The sequence below is a fragment of the Vibrio olivae genome (assembly GCF_042428525.1).
GTDB classification, from domain to species: domain Bacteria; phylum Pseudomonadota; class Gammaproteobacteria; order Enterobacterales; family Vibrionaceae; genus Vibrio; species Vibrio olivae.
In genome coordinates this window covers 53,589-77,749 of record NZ_JBHMEP010000003.1, presented here as the reverse complement: position 1 = coordinate 77,749, position 24,161 = coordinate 53,589, and the positions used below count along the sequence as shown (strand labels likewise).

Below are 24,161 nucleotides of genomic sequence, written 5' to 3'. Positions count from 1 at the left end.
GTTGAAATACGTTTTCACTAGTCGCGATTCGTAATGTGTGAGGAGTAACAATGACTCAATCTGAGCTTAATGCTCAGAGCAAGGAATAAACATGTTCGAAAAACCAGTTGTTAAAACGTTCCAATATGGAAATCACACTGTCACTCTAGAGACGGGCGTTATTGCTCGTCAAGCGACCGCAGCCGTTATGGTCACAATGGACGATACCGCGGTATTCGTTTCTGTTGTAGGTAAAAAAGAAGCGGTTGAAGGTCAAGACTTCTTCCCACTAACGGTTAACTACCAAGAGCGTACTTACGCTGCGGGTAAAATCCCGGGTGGTTTCTTCAAACGTGAAGGTCGTCCTTCTGAAGGTGAAACCCTAACCGCACGTCTGATTGACCGTCCAATCCGTCCTCTGTTCCCTGATTCATTCAAAAATGAAGTTCAAGTGATTGCGACTGTGGTTTCTGTAAACCCAGACGTACAACCGGATGTCGTTACGATGATCGGTACTTCAGCGGCATTGGCAATTTCTGGTATTCCGTTTAACGGCCCTATCGGTTCTGCACGTGTTGGTCACATTGATGGTCAACTTGTGCTTAACCCAAGCAACACAGAACTGGCTTCTTCTAAACTTGATCTTGTCGTTGCAGGTACTGAATCTGCAGTATTGATGGTTGAATCAGAAGCGGACAACCTAACAGAAGAAGAAATGCTGTCTGCTGTTGTGTTTGGTCACGATCAACAACAAGTGGTCATCAGCGCAATCAATGAATTTGCTGCTGAAGTTGCAACGCCAGCTTGGGATTGGACAGCACCTGCTGAAAACACTGAACTCAAAGCGAAAATTGCTGAGCTTGCAGAACAGAAACTCGTTGAAGCTTACCAAATCACTGAGAAGATGGCGCGTTATGACCGTATCCATCAAATCAGCGATGAAGTGAACGAGAAACTGCTTGCAGAAGATGAAGAGTTGAATCTAAAAGAAGTTCACACTCTTTTCCACGACCTAGAAAAAACCGTCGTTCGCCGCAGCATCATCGCAGGTAACCCTCGTATTGATGGCCGTGAGAAAGACATGGTTCGTGCACTTGATGTACGTACTGGCGTACTACCACGTACTCACGGTTCTGCTCTGTTCACCCGTGGTGAAACTCAGGCTTTAGTGACGGCGACTCTTGGTACTCAACGTGATGCACAAATCATCGATGAGCTAACCGGTGAGCGTAAAGATCACTTCCTACTTCACTACAACTTCCCTCCATACTGTGTGGGTGAGACAGGTTTTGTTGGTTCGCCTAAGCGTCGTGAAATCGGCCATGGTAAACTCGCGAAGCGTGGTATTGCTGCGGTAATGCCATCTTCAGAAGAATTCCCATACACAGTACGTGTTGTATCAGAAATCACTGAATCTAACGGTTCATCTTCAATGGCTTCTGTATGTGGTACGTCTCTAGCATTGATGGATGCGGGGGTGCCAATTAAGTCTTCTGTTGCGGGTATCGCAATGGGTCTTGTTAAAGAAGGCGACGATTTTGTCGTGCTTTCAGACATCCTTGGTGACGAAGACCACCTAGGTGATATGGACTTTAAAGTAGCTGGTACGAACACTGGTGTTACTGCACTGCAAATGGATATCAAGATCGAAGGTATCACTAAAGAGATCATGCAAATTGCGCTTAACCAAGCTCAAGGTGCACGTAAGCACATCCTATCTGTTATGGATGAAGCCATCTCTGGTGCTCGTGATGACATTTCTGAGTTCGCTCCGCGTATTCACACAATGAAGATCAGTGCTGAGAAGATCAAAGATGTTATCGGTAAAGGTGGTGCAGTGATCCGTGCTCTAACGGAAGAGACAGGTACCACTATCGAAATCGAAGACGATGGCACGATCAAGATTGCTGCAACGGAAGGTACCGCTGCGAAAGAAGCGATTCGTCGTATTGAAGAGATCACAGCAGAAGTTGAAGTCGGCCGTATCTACACTGGTAAAGTAGCTCGTCTAGCTGACTTTGGCGCTTTCGTTACAATTCTTCCAGGTAAAGATGGTCTAGTGCATATTTCTCAAATCGCTGACAAGCGCGTTGAAAAAGTGTCTGACTACCTAGCTGAAGGCCAAGAAGTTCAAGTTAAAGTTCTTGAAATTGACCGCCAGAACCGTGTTCGTCTAAGTATGAAAGAAGCGGTAGAAAAGCCAGCAGAAGAAGCTGCAGAAGAAAACAACGCAGCACCAGAAGCGGAATAAACACCGCGCTTTTATGACCGAAAGCAGGGTTTTTACCCTTGAAGTGTAAAAGCATGTTATAAAGGGAGCCTCTCGCTCCCTTTTTTTATGCAGATACAATGCTGACGGGAGGTCAGCAATAGGAGTACCTATTTGTGAAATGGTTTCATACCGCCGCAATGAGCTTATCGTTGTTAGTGATATCAGGTTGTGCTTCGATCACTGGAAATAACGATACCAAGTGGCTTTATCCGCCCATGGCTGTCCCTTTGCAAGCGGGGCTTCAGCAAGAAGTGCAAATCGCCCGTTTAACTCAGTTACTCCAAAGAGCGGATCTGGCAGACGATCTCAGAGCCGAGATGTTTTATAAGCGCGGCAGTTATTACGATAGCGTAGGGCTTAAGGACTTGGCTCGGCTTGACTATGATCAGTCACTGTCACTCAATCCTGAGCAGCCTGAATTATTTAATCTCTTAGGCGTTTATTATACGCAAGTGGGGGAATTTGATGCCGCCTATGATGCTTTTGATTCCGCGCTAGAGTTGGATCCTGATAACAGTTACGCGCTGCGTAACCGAGCTGTCGCGCTTTACTATGGTGACCGCCTCCATTTAGCGATGGAAGACATCACCCAGCATTATGAAGAGGATCCATCTGACCCTTTTCGCGCATTATGGCGCTACATTATTCAGTCCAAACAGCAACCTGAACAGGCTCGAGCGGAGCTACTTGAAAGTTATCAGCACCGTGATGAGCAATGGGGTTGGCTGCTGGTGGCGATCAGTTTAAATCAGGTCAGTGAAGAGCAAGTGTTTAATGCGATTTTACAAGGAACGCCAGATAATACCTTATTGGCACAGCGTTTGACCGAAGCTTATTTCTATTTGGCGAAGCGCTACCAGCAGGAAGGGGATTATGCACAAGCCCTTTCTCTGTACAAGTTAGTGTTGTCGTTTAATATGTTTGACTATGTTGAGCATCGTTATGCATTGTTAGAGCTTGGGCGTATCTATCATACGGTTCGAGAAGAACGTAAAGCTGAGCAACAAGCAGCGAATTAATTATCGTCTTACCATGCTCTTAAAACCGCCACATCGTTGGCGGTTTTTTTATGTTCGAGATTGCGGTTAAATGAGCAAATCGCTAAAATAGTTAGCCTGACTAACTAAATGGGTCATGCAATGAGTTTAGAAAACAGCTTAGAGAGATTAGAGCGTTTCGCAGCCAAAGTTTGGCGTAAAAATAGCAAAGAGGATCCGATTTCTCAGCTGAGCTTTAATGAATATGATTACCTAAAAGTGATTCAGGTAGCAAGCGAGCCCATTCGATTAACGGATCTGGCGATGGAAATGGAAGTGACGAAACCATCAGCCTCTAATATGGTGAGCCGTTTAACACGCAAAGGGTTGGTCGTGCGTTGCGATTGCCCACAAGATGCGAGAGTAAAACGGGTTAAGCTGACGCCCCTGGCACTGGAATATATGGCTTATGAAGCCAAGGTGTATCAAACCTTAGCTGAGCAGGTGATTAACGGTTTAACACCTGCTGAAACCAAGCAGCTCAATCAGCTACTGGATAAGGCATTAGGGAAAGAATACTGATAATTTTTTGATTTATTTAGTTAGCTTTGCTAACTAAATAAATCGTAGTCCTAATTGGGAAGAGATATGCAGCACTCAATTCATAAACAGTTTTGGCGTTATACCATACCGACGTTAGCAGCCATGCTTGTGAATGGTTTATACCAAGTAGTCGATGGCATTTTTATTGGGCGGGTTCTCGGAGCCGATGGTCTTGCGGGAATCAACTTGGCGTGGCCGGTGATCAGTGCTGTGCTTGGTTTGGGAATGCTGATCGGCGTCGGAACCGGTGCCTTAGTATCATTGCGGCAAGGTGAAGGCAATACGAGCGCAGCTAAAAGCGAACTGACGACTGGACTCAGTGTATTGCTGGGCGTCACGCCTATCGTTGCTTTGATATTGTGGCAATACAACGATCAATTTCTGTTGTGGCAAGGTGCACAAGGTAATGCGCTGATTATGGGTAAGCAATATCTTGACGTACTGACTGTCAGCTGCGTTTTTACATTGGGCTCTATCTGTTTGCCGTTTTTGGTTCGCAACGATAACAGTCCAAAGGTGGCCACTGTCATGATGATGATCGGTGCTTTGGCGAATATTGTATTTGATTATCTGTTTATCGTTATTTTGGATGGAGAACTTGTTGGAGCAGCACTTGCTACCGGCGTTGCACAAATGCTGGTGATGGTCTCTGGGCTGTATTATTTCTTTACCTCACGAGCACAGTTACGTTTAAGTCGTGGTGGATGGCATATTGACTGGCGGGCGATTCCACGTATTTTTTCCATTGGAAGCTCGAGCTTTTTTATGTACGCCTATGGCTCAGTGATGGTCGGTCTTCATAACTACTTGTTTACCGAGTATGACAGCGCATTACTCATTGGTGCGTATACCATTATTGGTTATATCGTGACCGTCTATTATCTCGCAGTGGAAGGTGTGGCAAGTGGTATGCAGCCTTTGGTGAGCTTTAATTATGGGGCTAAAAAACCAGGCAATATTTTGCGTTTAATGAACATTGCGTTGGTTACGACGATCGCTCTGGGCCTGGCATTTATTGCGTTATTGAACCTCTTCCCACAGGCGATCATTTCGATCTTTAACAGCAATGATCAAGCGCTAATACAAAGCACTGTGCACGGCATTCGTTTACACATCTGGGCCCTATTTCTTGATGGAATGATTGTGATCGTAGGCACCTATTACCAAGCAACCAATCGGGGTGGAAAAGCAATGTTTGTGATTGTGGGAAATATGCTGATTCAGTTGCCTTATCTTTACTTGCTGCCTAAATGGTATGGTGTCGCTGGTATTTGGTTGGCGTATCCTTTATCGAATGTCACGCTTGCATTGGTGGTGGGGTTCATGCTCTATGGCGAGAGGAAGCGCGTCAAAGCACAGTTAGTGCATCAAGAGCAGACAATGACGATACCCAGTTAGTAAAAAGCCACCTAAGCGGTGGCTTTTTACTTTGATGACCGGTTTGTCGACTCACTAGTCAGTTGCGAGGTCTAACCCCGGAATTTGATACCAATAACCGTTGCACTGTCGGCTCTCAAGTTTAACAGGTTGCTCACCTTGCTCATTGGCTCGAAAATGTTCCAGTTGGTTAAAAGTTTGCTCTCCAAGTGGACTTAATCTAACGACATCAACGAGATCACGCATTTCTGGCAAGGCATTGACCAAGTTATAGCAGTAACCCGATTGAGTCTGAATGCCATTGAGATTAAACACTTCTTGCCCTTCTTGGCTATGGACTTGAAGCCCTGTGGGGTAGTTGATGCAGCATGTCTCGCATTCATCTTTTGCTCTGTCTTCGGCACGTGCCGTGAAGCAGCGAGCAGAGTAAGCAAGAGGAAGATAACCATGGCTAAAGACTTCGGTTTCAAATTGACCGCGAATCTGAAGCTCTTCACACTGGATCAAAATATTGTTTAACCAGTCACGAGACAGTTCCACGGGCATACACCAGCGAATCATCCCTTGCTTAAGAAACAATTTTAAGGTGTGTGCGTTATACGCATTGATGGCGGGGCCGACAACAAACGGTACGTGTTTTTCACTGGCCAGTTGAATCGCGGATACATCGTTTGCCTCAATCGCAAAGTCGCCATTATCGATATATTTTTTGAGAATATTGACTTCGCTGGGGGCCTCAAGCAATGCCATTGTCGAGAGCACGACCTGTTTACCTTGGCCGGCAAGCTGGCGAGCAATCTCTAGCCAATCTTTCGGTTTTAATTCACGGCGCTTTGAACACACAGATTCCCCAAGATAAATGATATCAGCAGGGCTTTGCATAGCATGCTGATAAAAGGTTTCGACATCACTTTTCGGCCAAAAGTAGAGTAAAGGGCCAAGTGAATATTTAAACTGTTGGTCCATCGGAACTCCTTATTGCCATTTACGATGGTATGCGCCGAGCGTGGTTTGTTTGCCTTCAGAAACGTTGGCAAGGGCACGATCCCAGTCGGGATTCACGCTATAGTGTTCAGGTGTCGTGAGGTAATGGTCGATAGCCGCTCGCCATGTACGGGTCACTTGTTCGACATAAGCGGGGCTGCGTTGGCGACCTTCAATTTTGACTGAGGCAACGTTGGCAGCGAAAAGCTCAGGAAGCAGAGACAATGTGTTTAGACTCGTAGGCTCTTCAAGAGCATGATAGCTTTGCGCAGCATCGCCAGTTTGGGCGATAAACCGTCCTTTGCATAGAGTGGGGTAGCCAGCATTTTCCCCGTGCTGGTATTTGTCGATCAAAATATTATTGAGTCGTGATTCTAAGCCATTCGGGGTTTCTTGCCAGCGAACGTATTTGGCCGGTGAACAGGCTCCCACTGTATTTGGCGATTCTCCAGTAAGATAGGACGAAAGGTAACAACGTCCTTCTGACATAATGCATAAGCTACCAAAGGCGAAAACCTCAAGTTCCACATCACTGGTCATATTGCGCGACAGTTGTTTGACTTGATGAATCGAGAGAACGCGTGGTAACACGACGCGTTTAACATTGAAATTACGTTGGTAAAAGTCAATGGCGGCAACGTTCGTCGCGGAGGCTTGTACAGAAAGGTGCAGCTCCATTTGCGGATAATGCTCGGCTGCGTAATCCAATAACGCGATATCGGCGACAATTAATGCATCTACACCTAAATCTGCTGCATTATCGACAGCATTCGTCCAGCGCGAAAAGTTTTGTGGGTGGGCAAAGGTATTTAAGGCAACGTGAATTTTTTTGTTGTGGTCACGTACGTATTGTACGGCTTTATCCAGTTTCTTACCTGCGAAGTTCAGTCCAGCAAAGTGGCGAGCATTGGTGTCATCCTTAAAGCCGATGTAAACCGCATCAGCACCGCAGTCGATAGCGGTTTTTAGAGCAGGCAGATTACCTGCGGGGCATAAAAGTTCCATTGTTCCCAGTCGTCAGCGTCAACATAGCCCCATATTGTAAGAAGCCCGCTAGGTAACTGATTTGATATAAGGCAGGTTTACGCCAGATTACCCATCAAAAATAATCAGTCCTTAGTTTTTATGACGACGGTTTTGAGCGAAAAGTAATTCTACATCGTGTCTTGGTTGTGGACGATGAAAGTGAAAACCTTGAATCGAATGGCAATGTAAATTGGATAATAAGGTGGCTTGTTGAGAGGTTTCGACCCCTTCGGCAACGACTTTTAAATCCAGTGACTTACCTAAATTAATGATGTTTTCAATAACGGTAACTTGTTTTGGCAGCGTATCGATATCAGAAATAAAGGCGCGGTCAATTTTCAATTCATCTAGGGGGAATCGAGCCAGATAGGAGAGTGATGAGTAACCGGTGCCAAAGTCATCGATTGACAACGAGAACCCAAGTTTTTTGATGGCATTGAGCATCTGTAAGGTGTGCTCACTGTCACTCATTACCGCACTTTCTGTCAATTCGAAGGTAATATCATTCGGGTCAAGTTCGGTACTGCGCATCAATCTTTCCATATAATTGATAAGCTTGGGGTTACCAAACTGCTCGGGCGATAAGTTGATAGCAACTCGCCCCGGCAAGATGTTTTGCTGCCGCCAGCGTTTGACGGTGGTAAACACTTCACGCATGACTACGCGTCCCAAATGTTCAATCAACCCTGCGCGTTCAGCGACAGGTATAAAGGCGCCAGGGCTAATGTACCCTTCTACCGGGTGTTTCCAGCGTATCAAGGCTTCAGCGCCGTTGATACTGAAATCACGCGCATTCACCTTGGGTTGATACCAAACCTCTAAGCCATTTTGTTGTAGCGCTTTTTGCAATTCAATCTCAAGCCACAAGCGCATGCGCGCCTCTTTGTTCATCTGCTCGTTGAATTTGATCAGTCGGTTACGGCCGCGATCTTTGGCTTCATACATGGCGGTATCGGCATTTTGCAGCAAAACCCGAGCATCATTGCCATTTTGTGGATAAGCGACACTGCCAATCGAGCAAGCCAATCTTTTACTAAAGTGATGCAAATCAAACGGCTGATTGATTGAAGCAATAATTCGTTCAGCAAGCGCTTCGGCAACGTGGTCATTATCGGGTTTGGGAATAATAAGGCCAAATTCATCGCCACCGAGATGGCCCAATATCCCTTGCGGTGGAAGTACACACTTGAGCCGATCTGCCACCTCTTTAATCACTCGGTCACCAATGTGATGACCAAGCGAATCATTAATATTTTTAAAGTTATCGATATCTAAATAAAGCAGTAACAGTGGAATTTGGTTATCAATACAATATTCAAGTTGCTTAGTGAAACCAAGGCGGTTATACAGCCCAGTCAGTGAGTCGGTATGGATATCGTCACCACGACCACTACCTTCTTGAAGCGGGTGTTCGGCATCTTGAATCAAGATAAGTTGCGAGTCATGTCCAAAGAGGTGCGCTTGGTCACCATACAGAGCCACTTGGCGTTCAACACCACAGTGCTGGCTGGTCATACAGGTCAGTGCTTGTTCGCTCAATAACCTGCTCAATGGTTGGCTAAATGCACTGTGAGTCTGAATATCAACAAACAGACGAGAGACGTCTTCACCTAGAAGGTCGCTGACTTGGTGAAAACCGAGAAGACGTGCACACGCAGGGTTTGCAGAAATAATACAGCCATCTTCGGCTAACATGACGCCTTCATTTAAGATCTGGGTGAGTTTGCCGAATTTGCCTTCAGATTCTTCTAATGAGCGAATTAGGATGTGCTTTTCTGAAGTATCAACAGCGTGAAAGATGATGTGTTCAATTTTTTCATCTTGTTCTATAGGCGCGAGGCAAAAGTGCAGACTGGTTTCGTAATCGCCGTCATCAAGCGTGAGCTCCGCTTCAATATATTCGCCTTGAAAAGCTCTATCGTAATAAGGTTTTAATCGTTGGTAGAATCCTTGTCCAAGTACTTGACTGTCATTCATGCCGATAAGTTCAAGCGCATTTAAACCCGCGATCGCACTGTATCGCTCATTGACCATCGAATAGTGATGCTGTTGGTCCAAAACGGAAAAGAAAAAAGGGCTGTTTGCTGTTAATTTCGCAAACCAATGTTGTAATTGTTGTGAAGGCATTAATGATTCACCGGATCTCCAATGAGCAAGATTATTCACGCTTCGAATAATTATGCACGTCAAAATAACTATAACTGTGATTGCCTTAAAATTAAAGGCTTACAAGCTGTAAGACGTTTTTTTGATACACGACAGGAATCGAATTCATTGCTTGTTTTAAGATGCAAGTCAGTTTGATTTAAACCTAACGGATAAGCCACGTGATAAACAAGATTCGTACCCAATTAGTTCAGAATGCCGCCACAATTTTGAGATCTCCAGTCCAAATGTTACCTATGTCATTACAGAAACGTGCACTATTAGAGGGCATGAACAAGGTATTTAGCGAAGCCTTGGAAGATGGAGATTTCGAATTTTTGCAAGGAAAATGGCTGAAAGTTGCAGTAAAGGATATGGATCTTGCTTGGTTTATTAGTTTTTGTGATGAAAAGCTAGTGGTGGCCAGCGAACCTCAAAAAGAAGATGTCTCGTTTAGCGGTAACTTGAATGATTTAGTGTTGATCGCTGGGCGCAAAGAAGACCCTGATACCCTCTTTTTCCAGCGCCGCTTACAAATTGAGGGCGATACGGAATTAGGATTGGAAGTGAAAAACTTGATGGACAGCGTTGATTTAGATCTATTGCCGAAACCATTACAAATATTGATGAATCAACTAGCGGAATTCGTTCACAAAGGAGTACAATCGCCGAAACCGATAAATGAGGTAGCGAATGCTTATTCGAACTGAAGCGCCCGCCGATATTTTAACTATCGACCGGCTACTCAAAGCGAGCTTTGAGACCACCGCAGAAGCCAATTTGGTCATGTCCCTGAGAGAAAATAGTCAACTGACACTTTCGTTAGTGGCGTGTTCCGACGAGGGTGAATTGATGGGGCACGTATTATTTTCACCGATTACTCTCGAGGGAGAAGATCTTGGATGGCAAGGACTTGCTCCCTTGTGTGTAGCCCCTCAATTCCGAGGTCAAGGCATTGGTCATCGTCTGGTGGAAGAGGGGTTAACCTCGTTGGCTGAGTTAGGCTATCCTGTGTGTGCTGTATTAGGTGATGTTCGCTATTATGCTCAGCACGGTTTTGAACCAGCACATGAATACGATATGCGCTGTGAATGGGATGTGCCCGAAGGCGCGTTCGCGATTAAAGCCCTGTACCCAGATGTGTTGAATGGTCATCATGGGGTGGTTCGCTACAGCCAAGAGTTTTCTAAATTATAATCGCGCTAAGGCTGCGTTGATTTTTTCGCTGGGGCGGGAGGGATTTTCTGGCCCCAGATTTCGAGCTTAGTCAGATTGTCCCCCCCCAAATTTCCCGCCGTTTTTGCGTCCCAGTTAGCATAGGTCACTGTAAAGCGTGTTAAGTTACTCTGCCGTGTTCCGGGTAAGGAAAGCTCTCGAGTCGAAGCCCCTTTAGTTAATAAGTTGAATGTTTGGTAAGTCCGTGCTTCGCCAGTGGTCATTTTCAAACTTAAGGAACGTATATCGACTTCGCCTTGTACGCAGACTAATTTGATATGGCTAAAATCGCGGCGGCTGACAATCTTCTTTAAGCTGATATGGGATTTTTCGCTGCTTAAAGACAACGTCGCTGTATCTAATAAAACCCATTCCGGTTCCTTACTGTTCGCCCAACTTTGAGTCGAACTAGCGAGTAGGCAAACAGTGAGTAGCAACCAGTTAATATAATTCATTGTACCTCTGACTTTTTGGCAAAAAATTGTTAGGATGTCATCGTTGATCTAACGGAATATTAATAAGTTCATGTCACCACAATCATCCGCGTATTTACATGAGATGGGTATTGACCATTTTCAGCTACGACATCCTGAAAGATTAGCAGGTTACACACCTAGCGAACTTATTTTGCCAGAATCTTGTCAACTGCTTTTGGTTTCTGATCACCTTCCTGTTTCTCAAACCGCAACTTTGTTTGAGAACATTCTAAAGGCGATGAATTTGACCTTGGCGCAAGCAGCACATATCTATCCACATCAGTTGGCCTCTTTGGGGCAGCATCAATTAAATTGGTTATGGTTTGCTGGCTGTGAGCCGTTGTCGTCGCTCGAGAATACCCATGTATTAACGTCTGAGTCGCTGACCTTACTCGATGGCGATAATCAGCGTAAACGTGCGTTGTGGCAACAAATTCGTCAATACCAATCAAGTTAATGAAAAAGAAACATTGCATGTCGTTAGATATTCTCCCATTAGCACCAGAGCATCTTCCACGTATTTTAGAGATTGAGCCTCAGGCTCATTCCCATCCGTGGTCTGAGACGTTACTTTCTGATATCAATAGCCGCGGCGCATTTCACCATGTTCTTATCAAAGATCAGCGTGTGATCGGTTACTTCTACGCGCAAAATATCGTAGGTGAAGTGACCTTGCTGAACATCGCAATTGATCCATGCTTTCAAGGGCAAGGTTATGGCTCTAAGTTGCTAGAAGCTTTTTTAGAGATCTGCCAGCGCAAAGAGGCGGAAAGTGTGTGGCTGGAAGTGCGTGAAAGCAATATCACAGCCTCTCGCTTGTACCAAAATTTAGGTTTCAATGAAGTCGATCGACGTCGTGATTACTATCCAACGATGAATGGTAAAGAAGATGCGATTATCATGAGTTACCTATTTTTTCCTTTTCACTAGGCATCACTTGCGGACGGTAGTTGTTAATTGCGTCACACTATACTTTCCCTGTGCAAAGCGATGGTTAAGAGCCTTGGCGTCTAAGGCTTGATCGAATAAAAATCCTTGAAATTGCTGACATCCCAGCGCTTTCAGCGTATTGAGCTCGTCAAGCGTTTCAACACCTTCAGCGATAACATGCAGATTGAGACGCTTTGCCATCAAAATGATCGAATCGACAATGGCCTGATCGCTCTGGTTTAAGTGCAGCTCTGTAACGAAAGAGCGGTCAATCTTAAGCAGATCAACAGACAAGTGTTTTAAGTAGCGTAAGGATGAATAGCCCGTCCCAAAATCATCGATTGAGATATTGATATTGAGCGCTTTAAGCTCACGCATTTTTTCTATCGCACTCTCAACATTTTCCAGCAACAAGTTTTCAGTAATTTCGAGCTCTATGTGCTCTCCGCTGATTCCGGCTTGTTGCAAACTATCACGAATATGTTCGACGAAGCTGTCTTGAGCAAATTGCAGAGGACTAATATTGATCGCAAGACGCCGAAAAGATGCGGGTAATACACCTTGTTGTTTCCACTGAGCATATTGATAAAACGCTTGCTCAATGATCCACTGCCCGAGTTTAAGGATTTGCCCTGTTTCCTCGGCGATAGGCATAAAATGCCCGGGATAAAGCAGCCCTTTTTGCGGATGATTCCAGCGTATCAGCGCTTCAACACCAATCAATTGCAAATCGTCGTCAACTTGGGGCTGATAGTAAAGCACGAGCTGGTCCAAATAGAGTGCATCGTGAAGGCCTTTTTCTATTTGCTGTAATCGCTCAACCTGCGCATGCATCTCTGGTTCATAAAATAAGTAGTTGTTACGTTGGCTGACTTTTGCCCGATAGAGCGCAGTATCGGCTTGGCGCAGAATATCCAACGTGTCTTTGACATCAGCAGGAAAGACCGAAATCCCTAGACTTACCGTGCAGTAAAGCTGATGTTCATCAATGACAAAGGGGTTGGCCGTTAATGCCATCAACTGCTTGGCAATTTCTTCAGCCCGTTGTTTTGAAACACAAGGCAGCAATATAGCAAACTCATCGCCACCGATGCGTGCGGCGAGATGGTCGGGTTTAAGCCAAGCTTCTAAACGCGCCGACAGTGCTTTAAGTAACTGGTCACCAATGGAGTGACCGAGTGAATCATTGATGGTTTTAAAACGGTCTAAGTCGAGATAAAACAAGGCGCCACTCGCGTTGGTCTGTTTGGTTTCCTGTAAAGTTTCATCCAAGCGTTGCATCAGCATACTTCGGTTCGCTAGCCCGGTCAGCGAGTCATAGTAGGCGAGACGGTTGAGTTTATTTTCTGCTATCTCACGTTCTTGCCAGATATGTAAAAACGTAGTGGCGAGATGAGTCAACTCATCTTTTCGCGCTTTGAGGGGAATTGCTGGGGCCTGCTTGGTGTTTTGGAGTGATTGTACCCAACCGACTAATACCAGAATGGGCTTGGATAATTTGTAATAGAAAAACACCAACAAAACGCAGGTTAGGACAACATTTCGCAACAGATCGAACAGTAGCAGTTCATAGGTTCTTTTGATGAACTGTTTGGACAAATGACTGCCATTGATAGTAAAGCTCAATGAGCCAATGATGGCTTTTGAATCTGGCTGGTGGAGATCAATAGAAAACTGCGCTGGTGATGGGGTGAGAAAGTTGGATAAGTACTCGGTAAAGGCAGAATGCGACTCCGGTTTGCGGGTTAATTGGGCGAGTATATCGCCAAAATCATCAATGATTTCCACGTGATTGATCGCTGGATCGCTCATTAGGGCGGTCGCCACTTGTTTGGCTAACGACGGATTTAAAAAGTACGCAGCTTGGCTTGCATTCGCGTAATGCTGATTAAGCTGGATTTGATAGTGGCTTTTTATTCGGTCTTGCTCTTGGTGTAAATCAACAATGATGACATAAACACTGAACATCAAACTTAGCACAACAGAGACGAGAAAAACCGTTTTGGCTTGACGAAACGCCAGCGATGAGGAGCGATTGATGTTTGACATTACGACCTAATTATTGACGGCTACTCCTTTAGTTATAGCCTAAAAATTCGAGCTTTTTATATTCTTTAAATACAAAGAAATCGGACGGATACCCGATAGATTGTTGCCCAATACCTTAAGATCAGGGACAATACGGCGCAATTGAATCGAGCCATTGGCAGTGTCATGCCAATTGTAGAGCTGAAAAGAGCATTAGCATGTCAAATGAAACCTTTTTGAGCGAAGTGTCGAAGCGTCGTACCTTCGCAATTATTTCGCACCCCGATGCGGGTAAAACCACCATTACAGAAAAAGTTCTTTTATTCGGACACGCCATTCAAACGGCGGGTACGGTTAAAGGTCGCGGTTCTAGTCAACATGCAAAATCTGACTGGATGGAAATGGAAAAAGAGCGTGGTATCTCGGTAACGACCTCTGTGATGCAATTTCCTTATAACGATTGCCTAGTTAACCTACTGGATACTCCGGGGCACGAAGATTTCTCGGAAGATACATATCGGACTTTAACTGCGGTTGACTCGTGCTTAATGGTTATCGATGCCGCAAAAGGTGTCGAAGACCGAACTCGTAAGTTGATGGAAGTAACCCGTCTGCGTGATACGCCAATCATCACCTTTATGAACAAATTGGACCGCGATATTCGTGATCCAATGGAATTGCTTGATGAAGTTGAAAGCGAGCTCAACATTGCCTGTGCACCAGTGTCGTGGCCTATTGGTTGTGGTAAAGAGTTTAAAGGGGTTTACCATATCCATCGTGACGAAACCATCCTCTACAGCTCTGGCCAAGGTCATACGATTCAAGATGTTCGTATTGTTAAAGGGTTAGATAATCCTGAGTTGGATCAGCACGTCGGCGCGGAACTGGCCGAGCAACTGCGTGAAGAGCTTGAATTGGTGCTGGGGGCGTCTCATGAGTTTGATCGTGAACTGTTCTTACAAGGTGAGCTAACGCCAGTCTTCTTCGGAACAGCATTGGGCAACTTTGGTGTTGACCACATGCTTGATGGCTTGACCGAGTGGGCGCCAGCGCCAATGCCACGTGAAGCAACTGAGCGCACTGTTGAAGCAACAGAAGAAGGTTTCTCTGGCTTTGTATTTAAAATCCAAGCCAACATGGATCCAAAACACCGTGATCGTATCGCTTTTATGCGAATTGTATCAGGCACTTACAAACAAGGCATGAAAATGAATCATGTGCGTTTGGGTAAAATGGTGAATATTTCTGATGCCGTTACTTTTATGGCGGGTGACCGGTCCCGCGCAGAAAACGCATTTGCTGGTGACATCATTGGTTTGCACAACCATGGCACGATTCAGATCGGCGATACCTTCACGCAAAGTGGGGCGCTAAAATTTTCCGGGATTCCGAACTTTGCGCCAGAGTTGTTCCGACGAATTCGTCTCCGTGACCCATTGAAACAAAAACAGCTGCTTAAAGGCTTAGTGCAACTTTCCGAAGAAGGGGCGGTGCAAGTCTTTAGACCATTACAAAACAACGATTTGATCGTTGGCGCTGTCGGTGTATTGCAGTTTGATGTTGTGGTTGCGCGTTTGAAGTCTGAATATAATGTTGAGGCGATCTATGAGAGCGTCAACGTGGCTACGGCGCGTTGGGTGGAATGCGATGATGAGAAAAAACTCGATGAGTTTCAGCGTAAGAACCAAACAAACCTCGCGTTGGATGGTGGTGATAACTTAAGCTACATTGCTCCGACCATGGTGAACCTCAATCTTGCTCAAGAGCGCTTCCCCGATATTAAATTCCGTGCGACTCGTGAACACTAATCAGTATTGAGTTATGGACCTAAAAAAGCCGCTTCATTTGAAGCGGCTTTTTGTTTGAGGCAACGTCTGTCTTACTTTTTCTTTGCGACTTTCTTTTTGGTTTTGGTCGCAGACTTTTTCTTATCGTCTTTTTTCTTTTTCTTCTTGAACACGGGTTTTTTGTGTTTCGGACGCAGGCCATCAACAAAGCGTTCTTTAATATCTTCTTTCACGTAGCGGGCAACGCGATCCATCATTGGCTGATCATGAGCTTCAACCAGAGAAACGGCATTGCCTTTTTTACCTGCACGAGCGGTGCGACCAATACGGTGCAGATAGACATCTGCTGTGCGTGGCATGTCGTAGTTGATCACATGGCTTACATCGGGGAGGTCGATACCGCGCGCCGCAACATCAGTTGCAAGCAGGACATTGACGGTGCCTTCACGAAAACGGCTAATCGCATTATTACGGCGATCTTGTGGCATTTCTCCTTGAATCCAAGCGCAAGGAATAGAAGCACTTTCCAACTCAGATCTTAGCTCTGCAAGACGTTCACGAGTTTTTAGAAATACAATTGAACGTTCTGCTTGCGTGGTCAAAATGGTCTTTAGCAGCGTTAGTTTGTGCTCTGCGTTATCCGCGCGGTGATACCACTGGGCGATTTTTTTACGTTCACGACGTGAAGGTTCCGCATCAATATCTGCTGGGTCTGTCAGTAGGCCAGCGCTAAACCCTTCAACCCCTTTGCCTTCCAATGTTGCGGAGAACAGTAGGGTTTGTTTACGCCAGCGGCACTCTGTAGACAGCTTATCAACTACCGGGCCAAAGCCCATGTCGAGCATGCGATCGGCTTCATCAAGAATCAGCCACTCAATCGCACGACAGTCAAAACGCTCCGCTTGAATGTACTCCATGAGGCGGCCTGGCGTTGCCACGACAATATCTTGAGTTTTGGCTAGGATATCTGCGTGCTCTTGATATTGCACACCGCCAGTAATGGTAAAAATATTGAGTGACGTGTGCTTGGCCAATGCGCGCGCTTGATCGGCGACTTGCATTGCGAGTTCACGGGTCGGCGTTAGGATCAGCACGCGCGCTGGCCCAGGTTTACGGCGTGGAAAATCTTGCAAGTATTGCAGCGCAGGCAGGGCAAATGCAGCGGTTTTACCTGTCCCTGTTGGCGCAGACGCCAGAACATCTCGACCATCCAAAGCGGCTGGAATGGCTTGGGCTTGAATGTCAGTTGGGCGACTGAAACCCATGCTTTCAATCGCTTGAAGCAAGTTAGGGTCTAGATCAAGTTCGGCGAAAGTTTTGATCACGTTATTCTCTCCGTGCACCAATGGGCAAATTAGGGCTAAGTTTAGGACGCGGTATTATAAAGGCAACAGTGACCATGATCACAGGTAATTCTACATTTTTAGATAAAATTCTTTGGTTAATGCCGTAAATTCCTCGCTATATTGGCCATTATTGCGGATGACTATCCTTTGCTCATCAGTCATGACCGTTGCTCTTGCTAGCTCAAATAAACTGCGGTTGGCTGCTTTCGCTTGCGTCGGTTTGACCAAACACCGACGCTGTAACTGTAGCCCAAGAGACTGCGCTATTTTGATAAATTGCTCTCCCTCTGCAATCGGCAGGATAAAGCTCGCTTTGCCTTCAGGCTTGAGCCATTGCACACAGCGTTCCAGTAAACATTGATGGTTTAGGGTATGAGTATGACGCGCTGTGGCGCGTTGTGTGGTTTGAGCATGTTCGCCACTATTAAAATAGGGTGGATTACAGATGATGACATCATATTGCTCATCGAGTGCCACCGTTTGAGCATCGGCGTGAATTAAAGAAATACGCGCCGCCCATGGCGATTGTGAAAAGTTGTCGCTAGCCGCTTGGACTGCATAGGCATCGAGCTCTAACGCAGTAATCTTCGCTAAAGGATTACGCTGAGCGCACATCAAGGCCAGGAGTCCGGTCCCTGTCCCGATATCCAAAATATGATGTGCTTGTTCAACTTGGCACCAAGCGCCGAGCAGCACGCCATCAGTACTCACCGCCATGCCTGCCTGATGCTGAGCAACGGTGAATTGTTTGAAGTTAAAGTTCTTTTTTTTCAATACGCTATGCTCTTAGTTATGACTAATTATTGGGCTTAAACCAGTAATAGTTACTGGTTATATTTTAACGTGTAGATAATTATGCTGGCCATGCTTTCTAATATTAGGAAAATTCTTAGTTATAAAATCTGACATTTCTTATTTATATGGTTTATAAAACCAAATATAAGTTAATGATCTGGATTTATATAACGTTTTGGCCGTGAAACTTGCGTATTGTGCGTCATTTCGTCATGATCCTGCTCCCAGATTTTGCCCTGGGATATTCTAATCGGTTGTTTTTCAAACTGACACAACATCAATAATTTCTACAAAAAAGGGTTAGCTGTGAAGCAGACTTTAAAAGTTACAGATATTACCGCAGTCGGCTTTATGCTGTTTGCGTTTTTTTTAGGGGCGGGCAACATCATCTTTCCGCCATTTGCAGGCCAACTTGCCGGTGAGAATTTATTGTCGGCGATGAGCGGATTCTTGCTGACGGCGGTGGGATTACCACTGGTTACAATTATCGCGATTGCACTTGCTGGCGGCAGTTGGGAGCACATGACACGTGATTTGCCGAAAAGCATCGCGACCATTATGGCAGCATTGATCTTCATTATTATTGGCCCCGCTTTTGCTGCGCCGCGTACTGGTTTGGTTGCGTTTGAAATGGCGGTTAATCCATTTATTACCTCGCCTTCGCCATCCGATCTAACTGTATTTTCAGTCATTTTCTTTGGCATCGCGATGCTGTTTGCTTGGTTCCAAGGCAGACTGATTGATATGATTGGTAAGATCTTAACCCCAGTGCTCTTTATCGCGTTGATCATTCTGGCAGTGAGTGTTTTTGTTAATCCTCAGGGGGAGATTATGCAGGCGCAGAATGAGTACTTAACTCATCCGCTGCAAAAGGGCTTTCTTGAGGGCTACAACACCATGGATACCTTTGCATCATTGATGTTTGGGGTATTAATGGTTGATGCGCTACGCAGTAAAGGTATTACTGAGCGTCGAGCCACCACCAAATATTTAATCAGCGCTGCATTTATTGCGGCTGCGGGGTTAGCATTTGTTTATATTTCCTTATTTTACCTAGGCGCGACGAGCTCGGCAGTTTCATTGGGTGCAGACAACGGTGGCGCTATTTTGAGTCAATATGTGCAAGCGTTGTTTGGTAGCAATGGCCAGTGGGTTTTATCCTCCATTGTGCTGTTAGCTTGCTTAACCACCGCGATTGGTTTGATCTCCGCTTGTTCTGATTTCTTTAGTACACACACGCCACTGCCGTACAAAGCTTGGGTGCTGGTTACCGGTGTTGCATGTGCGGTTGTTGCCAATGTAGGTCTGTCACAATTGATTACGCTGTCTGTGCCGGTATTGTTTGCTCTATATCCGGTTGCGATTGCGTTGGTTGCATTAACCTTTTTGCGTCGTCAATTCCGTAATCCACGCTTGGCGTACCGTTTCGTGTTGATTGTCTCACTGTTGTTTGCGCTAATCGATGCGGCGAAAGTTGCTGGTCTCAACATGGGCGCATTTAACTTCCTGCCTCTGTTTGATGTAGGGATGGGGTGGTTACTGCCCACATTTGCAGCGATTGTCGTGATGTTTTTTGTCGGTCAACCTCAAAACCAAGCACTTGCTCAAGACAACGCTTGATAAAGCTATCGGGTAACGTAGAAATCCCTTACGCGGTTTTAGCGTGAGGGATTTTTTTCCCCCCGCGATCGTCCTTATCACTAAAGCGGCGTCATGTCAGCGTTGTATGTAAAAATCCCTGTATCTTGTTCACATTTTTCAGTAGAATTCTGCGGTTAAATTCTACGCTAAAATGTCGAGCAAACATGTTTGAAATCAATCCTATTAAAAATCGTCTTCAGGATGTGTCAGAGCGCACTCAAGTCCTGAGGGGGTATCTTTGACTATGACGCTAAGAAAGAGCGTCTAGAAGAAGTTAACGCAGAACTTGAACAACCGGATGTATGGAACGAACCTGACCGAGCTCAAGCCTTAGGTAAAGAGCGATCTTCTCTAGAAGCGGTGGTTGAAACTATTGTTCAACTAGATCAAGGCGTCGAAGACGTTGAAGGTTTATTAGAGCTTGCGGTTGAAGAAGAAGACCAAGAAACATTCGATGAGATTGAACCGGAATTGGTCGAGCTTGAGGATAAACTCGCTCAGCTTGAATTCCGTCGTATGTTCTCAGGTGATCATGACGCCTCCGATTGCTATATTGACTTGCAGGCGGGATCAGGTGGTACGGAAGCGCAAGATTGGACCAATATGATGTTGCGTATGTATCTGCGTTGGGCGGAAGCCAAAGGCTTTAAAGCGGAAGTAATTGAAGTCTCTGAAGGCGAAGTCGCAGGATTGAAATCTGCAACGGTACGAATCTCTGGTGAGTATGCGTACGGTTGGCTAAGAACCGAGACCGGTGTTCACCGCTTGGTACGTAAATCTCCGTTTGATTCAGGCGGCCGTCGCCATACTTCGTTTGCCTCTGCGTTTATCTACCCTGAGGTGGATGAAAACATTGCTATCGACGTTAATCCAGCCGATTTGCGAATCGATGTTTACCGAGCCTCTGGCGCGGGTGGTCAGCACGTGAACACCACGGAATCTGCGGTACGTATCACCCATATTCCGACCAACACCGTAGTGCAATGCCAGAACGATCGTTCACAGCACAAAAACAAAGACCAAGCAATGAAGCAGCTACGTGCAAAATTGTTTGAGCTGGAATTGCAAAAACAAAATGCGGAAAAGCAAGCCAACGAAGATGCCAAATCCGATATCGGTTGGGGCAGCCAGATTCGTTCTTATGTGCTTGATGACTCACGCATTAAAGATTTACGTACCGGCGTTGAAAACCGCAATACTCAGGCGGTTCTTGATGGCGATTTAGACAAATTTATCGAAGCTAGCCTAAAATCAGGCCTTTAAGCTTTCACCGACCACAGACAGGATAGATCGAATATGAGTGATGCTGTTCATAACGAAAACCTTCATGAAGAAAACAAGCTGATCGCTGAGCGTCGTGCGAAACTCGATGAGATTCGCAAGGCGTGTAAAGCGAACGGTCACCCAAATGACTTTCGTCGCGATAACCTAGCGGGCGACTTACAAGCTGAGTTCGGTGAAAAGACAAAAGAAGAGCTTGAAGCGTTGAATCACATTGTCGCAATCGCGGGCCGTGTGATGGCAAAACGTGGTCCATTTTTGGTGATTCAAGAAACGTCCGGACGTATTCAAGCCTATGCGGCAAAAGACGTTCAAAAAGATCTTAAAGCCAAATATCAAGGCTTGGACATCGGTGACATCATCGGTGTGAAAGGTGCGCTGCATAAGTCAGGTAAGGGCGATTTGTACGTGAATATGGAAGAGTACGAGTTGCTGACTAAAGCTCTTCGTCCACTTCCTGAAAAATTCCATGGTCTAACTGACCAAGAGATGCGTTATCGTCAGCGTTACGTTGACTTGATCGTCAACGAAGATTCGCGCCAAGCATTTATTATTCGTTCTAAATTGGTATCGGCTATTCGTAACTTTATGAGCTCAAAAGGTTACTTAGAAGTTGAAACGCCAATGATGCACGTTATCCCTGGCGGTGCGACAGCGCGTCCGTTTGTGACGCATCACAACGCTCTGGATATTGACATGTATTTGCGTGTTGCCCCTGAACTATACCTAAAACGTTTGGTGGTGGGCGGCTTTGATCGCGTCTTTGAAATCAACCGTAACTTCCGTAACGAAGGGTTATCGCCACGTCATAACCCAGAATTCACCATGATGGAATTCTACCAAGCCTACGCAGATTACAAAGATTTGATGGATCTGACCGAAGAGATGCTAAGCACGGTTGCCATGAACGTTCTGGGCTCGACCTCTATGCCTTATGGGGATGAAACCGTTGAGTTTGGTGGCACTTATGCGCGCATGAGCATGTTTGAAGCGATTAAACACTACAATCCAAACCACGAAGCAATTCAGAACCTTACCGAAGAGGATCTGCAAAACCGTGAATTGATGGTGTCTATCGCGAAATCCGTGCATGTTGATGTCGAGAGCTTCTGGACATGTGGTCAGTTGCTTGAAGAGATCTTTGGTGAGACTGCTGAACCAAAATTGATTCAACCGACTTTCATTACGGGTTACCCTGCAGACATTTCTCCTTTGGCACGTCGCAGTGATGACAATCCATTCTTTACTGATCGCTTTGAGTTCTTTATTGGCGGTCGTGAAGTTGCGAATGGTTTCTCTGAGCTTAATGACGCAGAAGACCAAGATGCACGTTTTAAAGCTCAGGTTGATGCGAAAGATGCTGGTGATGATGAAGCGATGTACTACGATGCCGATTACATCACCGCTCTTGAACATGGTTTACCGCCGACGGCTGGTCAAGGTATTGGTATCGACCGCTTAGCAATGCTGTTCACTAATACTCACACAATTCGCGATGTCATTTTGTTCCCAGCGATGCGTCCTCAGGCGTAATCATAAAGAACATGCAGCGAAAAGATGTGAAAAAGCCACCTTCGGGTGGCTTTTTTATGCTCTGGGCTTTTTATCGTTAACCGCCTAACGATCATCTGTCTTATGAATGACCCGATTTTTGTTGCAATCAGTTTATGAATGAAAGTCTCGTTCTCTTAGGCAAAACAACTTATTATTTCCAATGTCTCGAAAATAAGACAGATTATTTTCGCAAGTCTCGATAATGTAACGTCTAACGACATGCTGAGTTGGCGCAGCATACAATTAAATATAATTAAACATAAGGAACAGATAAATGGGCACTCAATTCCGAATGGATTCTGTCCCGGGTTCACTTATCGCGGTCGGTGGTACTTATGAACCTTGGCTCTCGGTTTTAGAACAAGTCGGTTGGCGTTGCACACAGTGTGCGGATCTACGTAAAGCAGATGCTCTGTTTGCAGAAACAGGGCCTTGTATTGGTATTGTTGATTTAACTCACGATGAATTTAGCCTCAATGGGATTGCAAATTTGGTGAGCAATCACAAGCAAGTGCGTTGGTTGGCTTTCATTCGTGAATCACAACTCAGCTCAGACACCATTTGCCAGTTCATTGTGAACTTCTGTATTGACTTCTTTACGGCTCCGATCCCGGATGCTCAGCTACTCAGTACCATTGGGCACCAACTGGGTATGTTGAAGCTAGAGAAGAAAGTATGGCCTCATTATGGTAACAACAACGACATGGGCTTAATTGGCGACTCTATCCCAATGAAACGCCTACGTGACCAAATTAAGCGTATTGGCCCAACTGACGTAAGTATTCTGATTTATGGTGAAAGCGGTACGGGTAAAGAAACCGTTGCCCGCGCGGTCCACAAAACGTCTGCACGAGCTCAGAAAGAGTTTATCTCAGTGAACTGCCGTGCGATGTCAGAGCGACGCCTTGAGTGCGATCTATTTGGGATCAATCGCGAAGATGAATCACAGGTCTCAATGTTAGAACGAGCGGATGGCGGGACGGTATTACTCAACGATATCCTCACTTTGCCAAAATCCCAGCAGTTGAATCTGCTGCGCTTTCTACAAGAGGGCACGGTTGAGACTTCGAATGGACGCAAAGAAGTGGACGTTCGTATTTTAGCGGCGAATTCAGCCGATATTGAAAAAGCGTTGATTGATGGTGACTTCAATGAGGAACTCTATCATTACATCAATGTATTGCGAATCAATGTACCAAGCTTGAAAGAACGTGCAGGTGATATAGCTATTCTGGCGCGTCACTTCCTGCAAGAGTACTCAAAAGAGTTTAATGCTCAAGCGCGTAGCTTCACTGAAGATGCCGTTCGTGCTCTGACTCGCTATCATTGGCCAGGTAATGTGCGTGAACTGATGAACCAAATTAAACGTGTGGTCCTGATGTCAGAAACCGTGATGCTCGATGAGCAGCATCTTGATCTACCAAAACGCAGTGATGGTAAGCGTAGCTTGAAGAGTATCCGTGAGCGTAGCGAACGTGACGCTCTGCTATTGGTATTAGAGTCTCATGCAGGGCAGGTATCAATGGCCGCCAAAGAATTGGGTGTGTCGCGTGCAACAATGTATCGTTTGCTCAACAAACATAACCTTATTTCGTCTGATAGCACGATGTAATTTATAAACTGCATTTATTTATAGCCGCGTAATTATTACGCGGCTTTTTCATGGGCAAGAGAATATCTATGTAATAACTTATTCTTAAGCGGAATATATTATTTTTTTATCTACTCTTCGTAATATTCCAGAG

General features: G+C 45.5%; 20 protein-coding genes. 13 read left to right on the top strand and 7 right to left on the bottom strand.

Going from position 1 to position 24,161, the window contains the following annotated elements:
* The first annotated feature begins 91 nt into the window (after positions 1–91).
* The 4 genes from pnp (at position 92) to ACFFUV_RS13095 (ending at position 5,229) form a co-directional block, all read left to right on the top strand.
* Positions 92–2,230 (top strand): polyribonucleotide nucleotidyltransferase, encoded by a 2,139-nt coding sequence (gene pnp / locus ACFFUV_RS13110; RefSeq protein WP_390193496.1) that lies wholly within the window; start codon positions 92–94, stop codon positions 2,228–2,230.
* A 134-nt stretch (positions 2,231–2,364) separates the two neighbouring features.
* Positions 2,365–3,270 carry a lipoprotein NlpI gene (gene nlpI / locus ACFFUV_RS13105; protein WP_390193493.1) on the top strand — a complete coding sequence of 302 codons (906 nt, stop codon included), beginning with the start codon at positions 2,365–2,367 and terminating at the stop codon, positions 3,268–3,270.
* A gap of 120 nt (positions 3,271–3,390) precedes the next feature.
* Positions 3,391–3,810 carry a MarR family winged helix-turn-helix transcriptional regulator gene (locus ACFFUV_RS13100; protein ID WP_390193490.1) on the top strand — a complete coding sequence of 140 codons (420 nt, stop codon included), beginning with the start codon at positions 3,391–3,393 and terminating at the stop codon, positions 3,808–3,810.
* Positions 3,811–3,876: 66 nt separating this feature from the next.
* Entirely contained in the window at positions 3,877–5,229 is a 1,353-nt protein-coding gene (locus ACFFUV_RS13095) for an MATE family efflux transporter (RefSeq protein WP_390193487.1), read from the top strand.
* A gap of 54 nt (positions 5,230–5,283) precedes the next feature.
* Here ACFFUV_RS13095 and ACFFUV_RS13090 read toward each other — a convergent pair whose 3' ends face one another.
* From ACFFUV_RS13090 to ACFFUV_RS13080, 3 genes are all read right to left on the bottom strand, one after another.
* On the bottom strand, positions 5,284–6,174 hold the full coding sequence (locus ACFFUV_RS13090; protein WP_390193485.1) for a U32 family peptidase: 891 nt from the start codon (positions 6,172–6,174) through the stop codon (positions 5,284–5,286).
* Between the two features lie 9 nt (positions 6,175–6,183).
* A complete protein-coding gene (ubiU, locus tag ACFFUV_RS13085; RefSeq protein WP_390193484.1) occupies positions 6,184–7,197 on the bottom strand; it encodes a ubiquinone anaerobic biosynthesis protein UbiU in 1,014 nt (337 codons plus the stop codon).
* A gap of 111 nt (positions 7,198–7,308) precedes the next feature.
* Positions 7,309–9,345, bottom strand: a complete 2,037-nt coding sequence (locus ACFFUV_RS13080; protein ID WP_390193482.1) for a sensor domain-containing protein — start codon at positions 9,343–9,345, stop codon at positions 7,309–7,311.
* A gap of 200 nt (positions 9,346–9,545) precedes the next feature.
* On the opposite strand from ACFFUV_RS13080, the gene ubiT reads away from it, so the two are divergent.
* A complete protein-coding gene (ubiT, locus tag ACFFUV_RS13075; protein ID WP_390193480.1) occupies positions 9,546–10,073 on the top strand; it encodes a ubiquinone anaerobic biosynthesis accessory factor UbiT in 528 nt (175 codons plus the stop codon).
* Positions 10,057–10,560, top strand: a complete 504-nt coding sequence (locus ACFFUV_RS13070) for a GNAT family N-acetyltransferase (protein ID WP_390193477.1) — start codon at positions 10,057–10,059, stop codon at positions 10,558–10,560. Before ubiT ends, ACFFUV_RS13070 begins: the two co-directional genes overlap by 17 nt.
* A 5-nt stretch (positions 10,561–10,565) precedes the next feature.
* Here ACFFUV_RS13070 and ACFFUV_RS13065 read toward each other — a convergent pair whose 3' ends face one another.
* On the bottom strand, positions 10,566–11,033 hold the full coding sequence (locus ACFFUV_RS13065; RefSeq protein WP_390193474.1) for a DUF2541 family protein: 468 nt from the start codon (positions 11,031–11,033) through the stop codon (positions 10,566–10,568).
* Positions 11,034–11,103: 70 nt separating this feature from the next.
* Here ACFFUV_RS13065 and ACFFUV_RS13060 point away from each other — a divergent pair, with 70 nt between their 5' ends.
* Positions 11,104–11,511 carry a DNA polymerase III subunit psi gene (locus ACFFUV_RS13060; RefSeq protein ID WP_390193471.1) on the top strand — a complete coding sequence of 136 codons (408 nt, stop codon included), beginning with the start codon at positions 11,104–11,106 and terminating at the stop codon, positions 11,509–11,511.
* A 17-nt stretch (positions 11,512–11,528) separates the two neighbouring features.
* Entirely contained in the window at positions 11,529–11,984 is a 456-nt protein-coding gene (gene rimI / locus ACFFUV_RS13055; RefSeq protein WP_390193469.1) for a ribosomal protein S18-alanine N-acetyltransferase, read from the top strand.
* 3 nt (positions 11,985–11,987) lie between these two features.
* On the opposite strand, the gene ACFFUV_RS13050 is transcribed toward rimI, so the two are convergent.
* On the bottom strand, positions 11,988–14,033 hold the full coding sequence (locus ACFFUV_RS13050) for a putative bifunctional diguanylate cyclase/phosphodiesterase (protein ID WP_390193467.1): 2,046 nt from the start codon (positions 14,031–14,033) through the stop codon (positions 11,988–11,990).
* Positions 14,034–14,230: 197 nt separating this feature from the next.
* Between ACFFUV_RS13050 and prfC the strand changes: the two genes are divergently transcribed.
* Positions 14,231–15,820 carry a peptide chain release factor 3 gene (prfC, locus tag ACFFUV_RS13045; RefSeq protein WP_390193465.1) on the top strand — a complete coding sequence of 530 codons (1,590 nt, stop codon included), beginning with the start codon at positions 14,231–14,233 and terminating at the stop codon, positions 15,818–15,820.
* 71 nt (positions 15,821–15,891) lie between these two features.
* Here the strand turns inward: prfC and srmB are convergent, their stop codons facing one another.
* Both srmB and ACFFUV_RS13035 read right to left on the bottom strand, forming a co-directional pair.
* On the bottom strand, positions 15,892–17,124 hold the full coding sequence (srmB, locus tag ACFFUV_RS13040; RefSeq protein ID WP_390193463.1) for an ATP-dependent RNA helicase SrmB: 1,233 nt from the start codon (positions 17,122–17,124) through the stop codon (positions 15,892–15,894).
* A gap of 90 nt (positions 17,125–17,214) precedes the next feature.
* Positions 17,215–17,919 (bottom strand): tRNA1(Val) (adenine(37)-N6)-methyltransferase, encoded by a 705-nt coding sequence (locus tag ACFFUV_RS13035; protein WP_390193462.1) that lies wholly within the window; start codon positions 17,917–17,919, stop codon positions 17,215–17,217.
* A gap of 327 nt (positions 17,920–18,246) precedes the next feature.
* Between ACFFUV_RS13035 and brnQ the strand changes: the two genes are divergently transcribed.
* From brnQ to vpsR, 4 genes are all read left to right on the top strand, one after another.
* Positions 18,247–19,560 (top strand): branched-chain amino acid transport system II carrier protein, encoded by a 1,314-nt coding sequence (gene brnQ, locus ACFFUV_RS13030; protein ID WP_390193460.1) that lies wholly within the window; start codon positions 18,247–18,249, stop codon positions 19,558–19,560.
* A gap of 185 nt (positions 19,561–19,745) precedes the next feature.
* Positions 19,746–20,844 (top strand): peptide chain release factor 2 gene (gene prfB / locus ACFFUV_RS13025; protein ID WP_390193459.1). Its coding sequence is split into 2 segments (ribosomal slippage): positions 19,746–19,820 and positions 19,822–20,844, totalling 1,098 coding nucleotides; the frame shifts between segments, so codons are not numbered across the junction.
* Positions 20,845–20,877: 33 nt separating this feature from the next.
* Positions 20,878–22,395 (top strand): lysine--tRNA ligase, encoded by a 1,518-nt coding sequence (gene lysS / locus ACFFUV_RS13020; protein ID WP_390193457.1) that lies wholly within the window; start codon positions 20,878–20,880, stop codon positions 22,393–22,395.
* Positions 22,396–22,690: 295 nt separating this feature from the next.
* Complete coding sequence (vpsR, locus tag ACFFUV_RS13015) at positions 22,691–24,028, top strand: cyclic-di-GMP-binding transcriptional regulator VpsR (protein ID WP_390193455.1); 1,338 nt, start codon at positions 22,691–22,693, stop codon at positions 24,026–24,028.
* Positions 24,029–24,161 lie beyond the last annotated feature (133 nt).

Excerpts from the sequence above, each read along its gene's own strand:
- vpsR (WP_390193455.1), top strand. The coding sequence starts at position 22,691 with ATGGGCACTCAATTCCGAATGGATTCTGTCCCGGGTTCACTTATCGCG.
- lysS (WP_390193457.1), top strand. The coding sequence starts at position 20,878 with ATGAGTGATGCTGTTCATAACGAAAACCTTCATGAAGAAAACAAGCTG.
- ACFFUV_RS13100 (WP_390193490.1), top strand. The coding sequence starts at position 3,391 with ATGAGTTTAGAAAACAGCTTAGAGAGATTAGAGCGTTTCGCAGCCAAA.
- ACFFUV_RS13095 (WP_390193487.1), top strand. The coding sequence starts at position 3,877 with ATGCAGCACTCAATTCATAAACAGTTTTGGCGTTATACCATACCGACG.
- pnp (WP_390193496.1), top strand. The coding sequence starts at position 92 with ATGTTCGAAAAACCAGTTGTTAAAACGTTCCAATATGGAAATCACACT.
- ACFFUV_RS13050 (WP_390193467.1), bottom strand. The coding sequence starts at position 14,033 with ATGTCAAACATCAATCGCTCCTCATCGCTGGCGTTTCGTCAAGCCAAA.
- prfC (WP_390193465.1), top strand. The coding sequence starts at position 14,231 with ATGTCAAATGAAACCTTTTTGAGCGAAGTGTCGAAGCGTCGTACCTTC.
- ACFFUV_RS13065 (WP_390193474.1), bottom strand. The coding sequence starts at position 11,033 with ATGAATTATATTAACTGGTTGCTACTCACTGTTTGCCTACTCGCTAGT.
- ACFFUV_RS13060 (WP_390193471.1), top strand. The coding sequence starts at position 11,104 with ATGTCACCACAATCATCCGCGTATTTACATGAGATGGGTATTGACCAT.
- ACFFUV_RS13070 (WP_390193477.1), top strand. The coding sequence starts at position 10,057 with ATGCTTATTCGAACTGAAGCGCCCGCCGATATTTTAACTATCGACCGG.
- ubiU (WP_390193484.1), bottom strand. The coding sequence starts at position 7,197 with ATGGAACTTTTATGCCCCGCAGGTAATCTGCCTGCTCTAAAAACCGCT.
- ACFFUV_RS13090 (WP_390193485.1), bottom strand. The coding sequence starts at position 6,174 with ATGGACCAACAGTTTAAATATTCACTTGGCCCTTTACTCTACTTTTGG.
- ACFFUV_RS13080 (WP_390193482.1), bottom strand. The coding sequence starts at position 9,345 with ATGCCTTCACAACAATTACAACATTGGTTTGCGAAATTAACAGCAAAC.
- rimI (WP_390193469.1), top strand. The coding sequence starts at position 11,529 with ATGTCGTTAGATATTCTCCCATTAGCACCAGAGCATCTTCCACGTATT.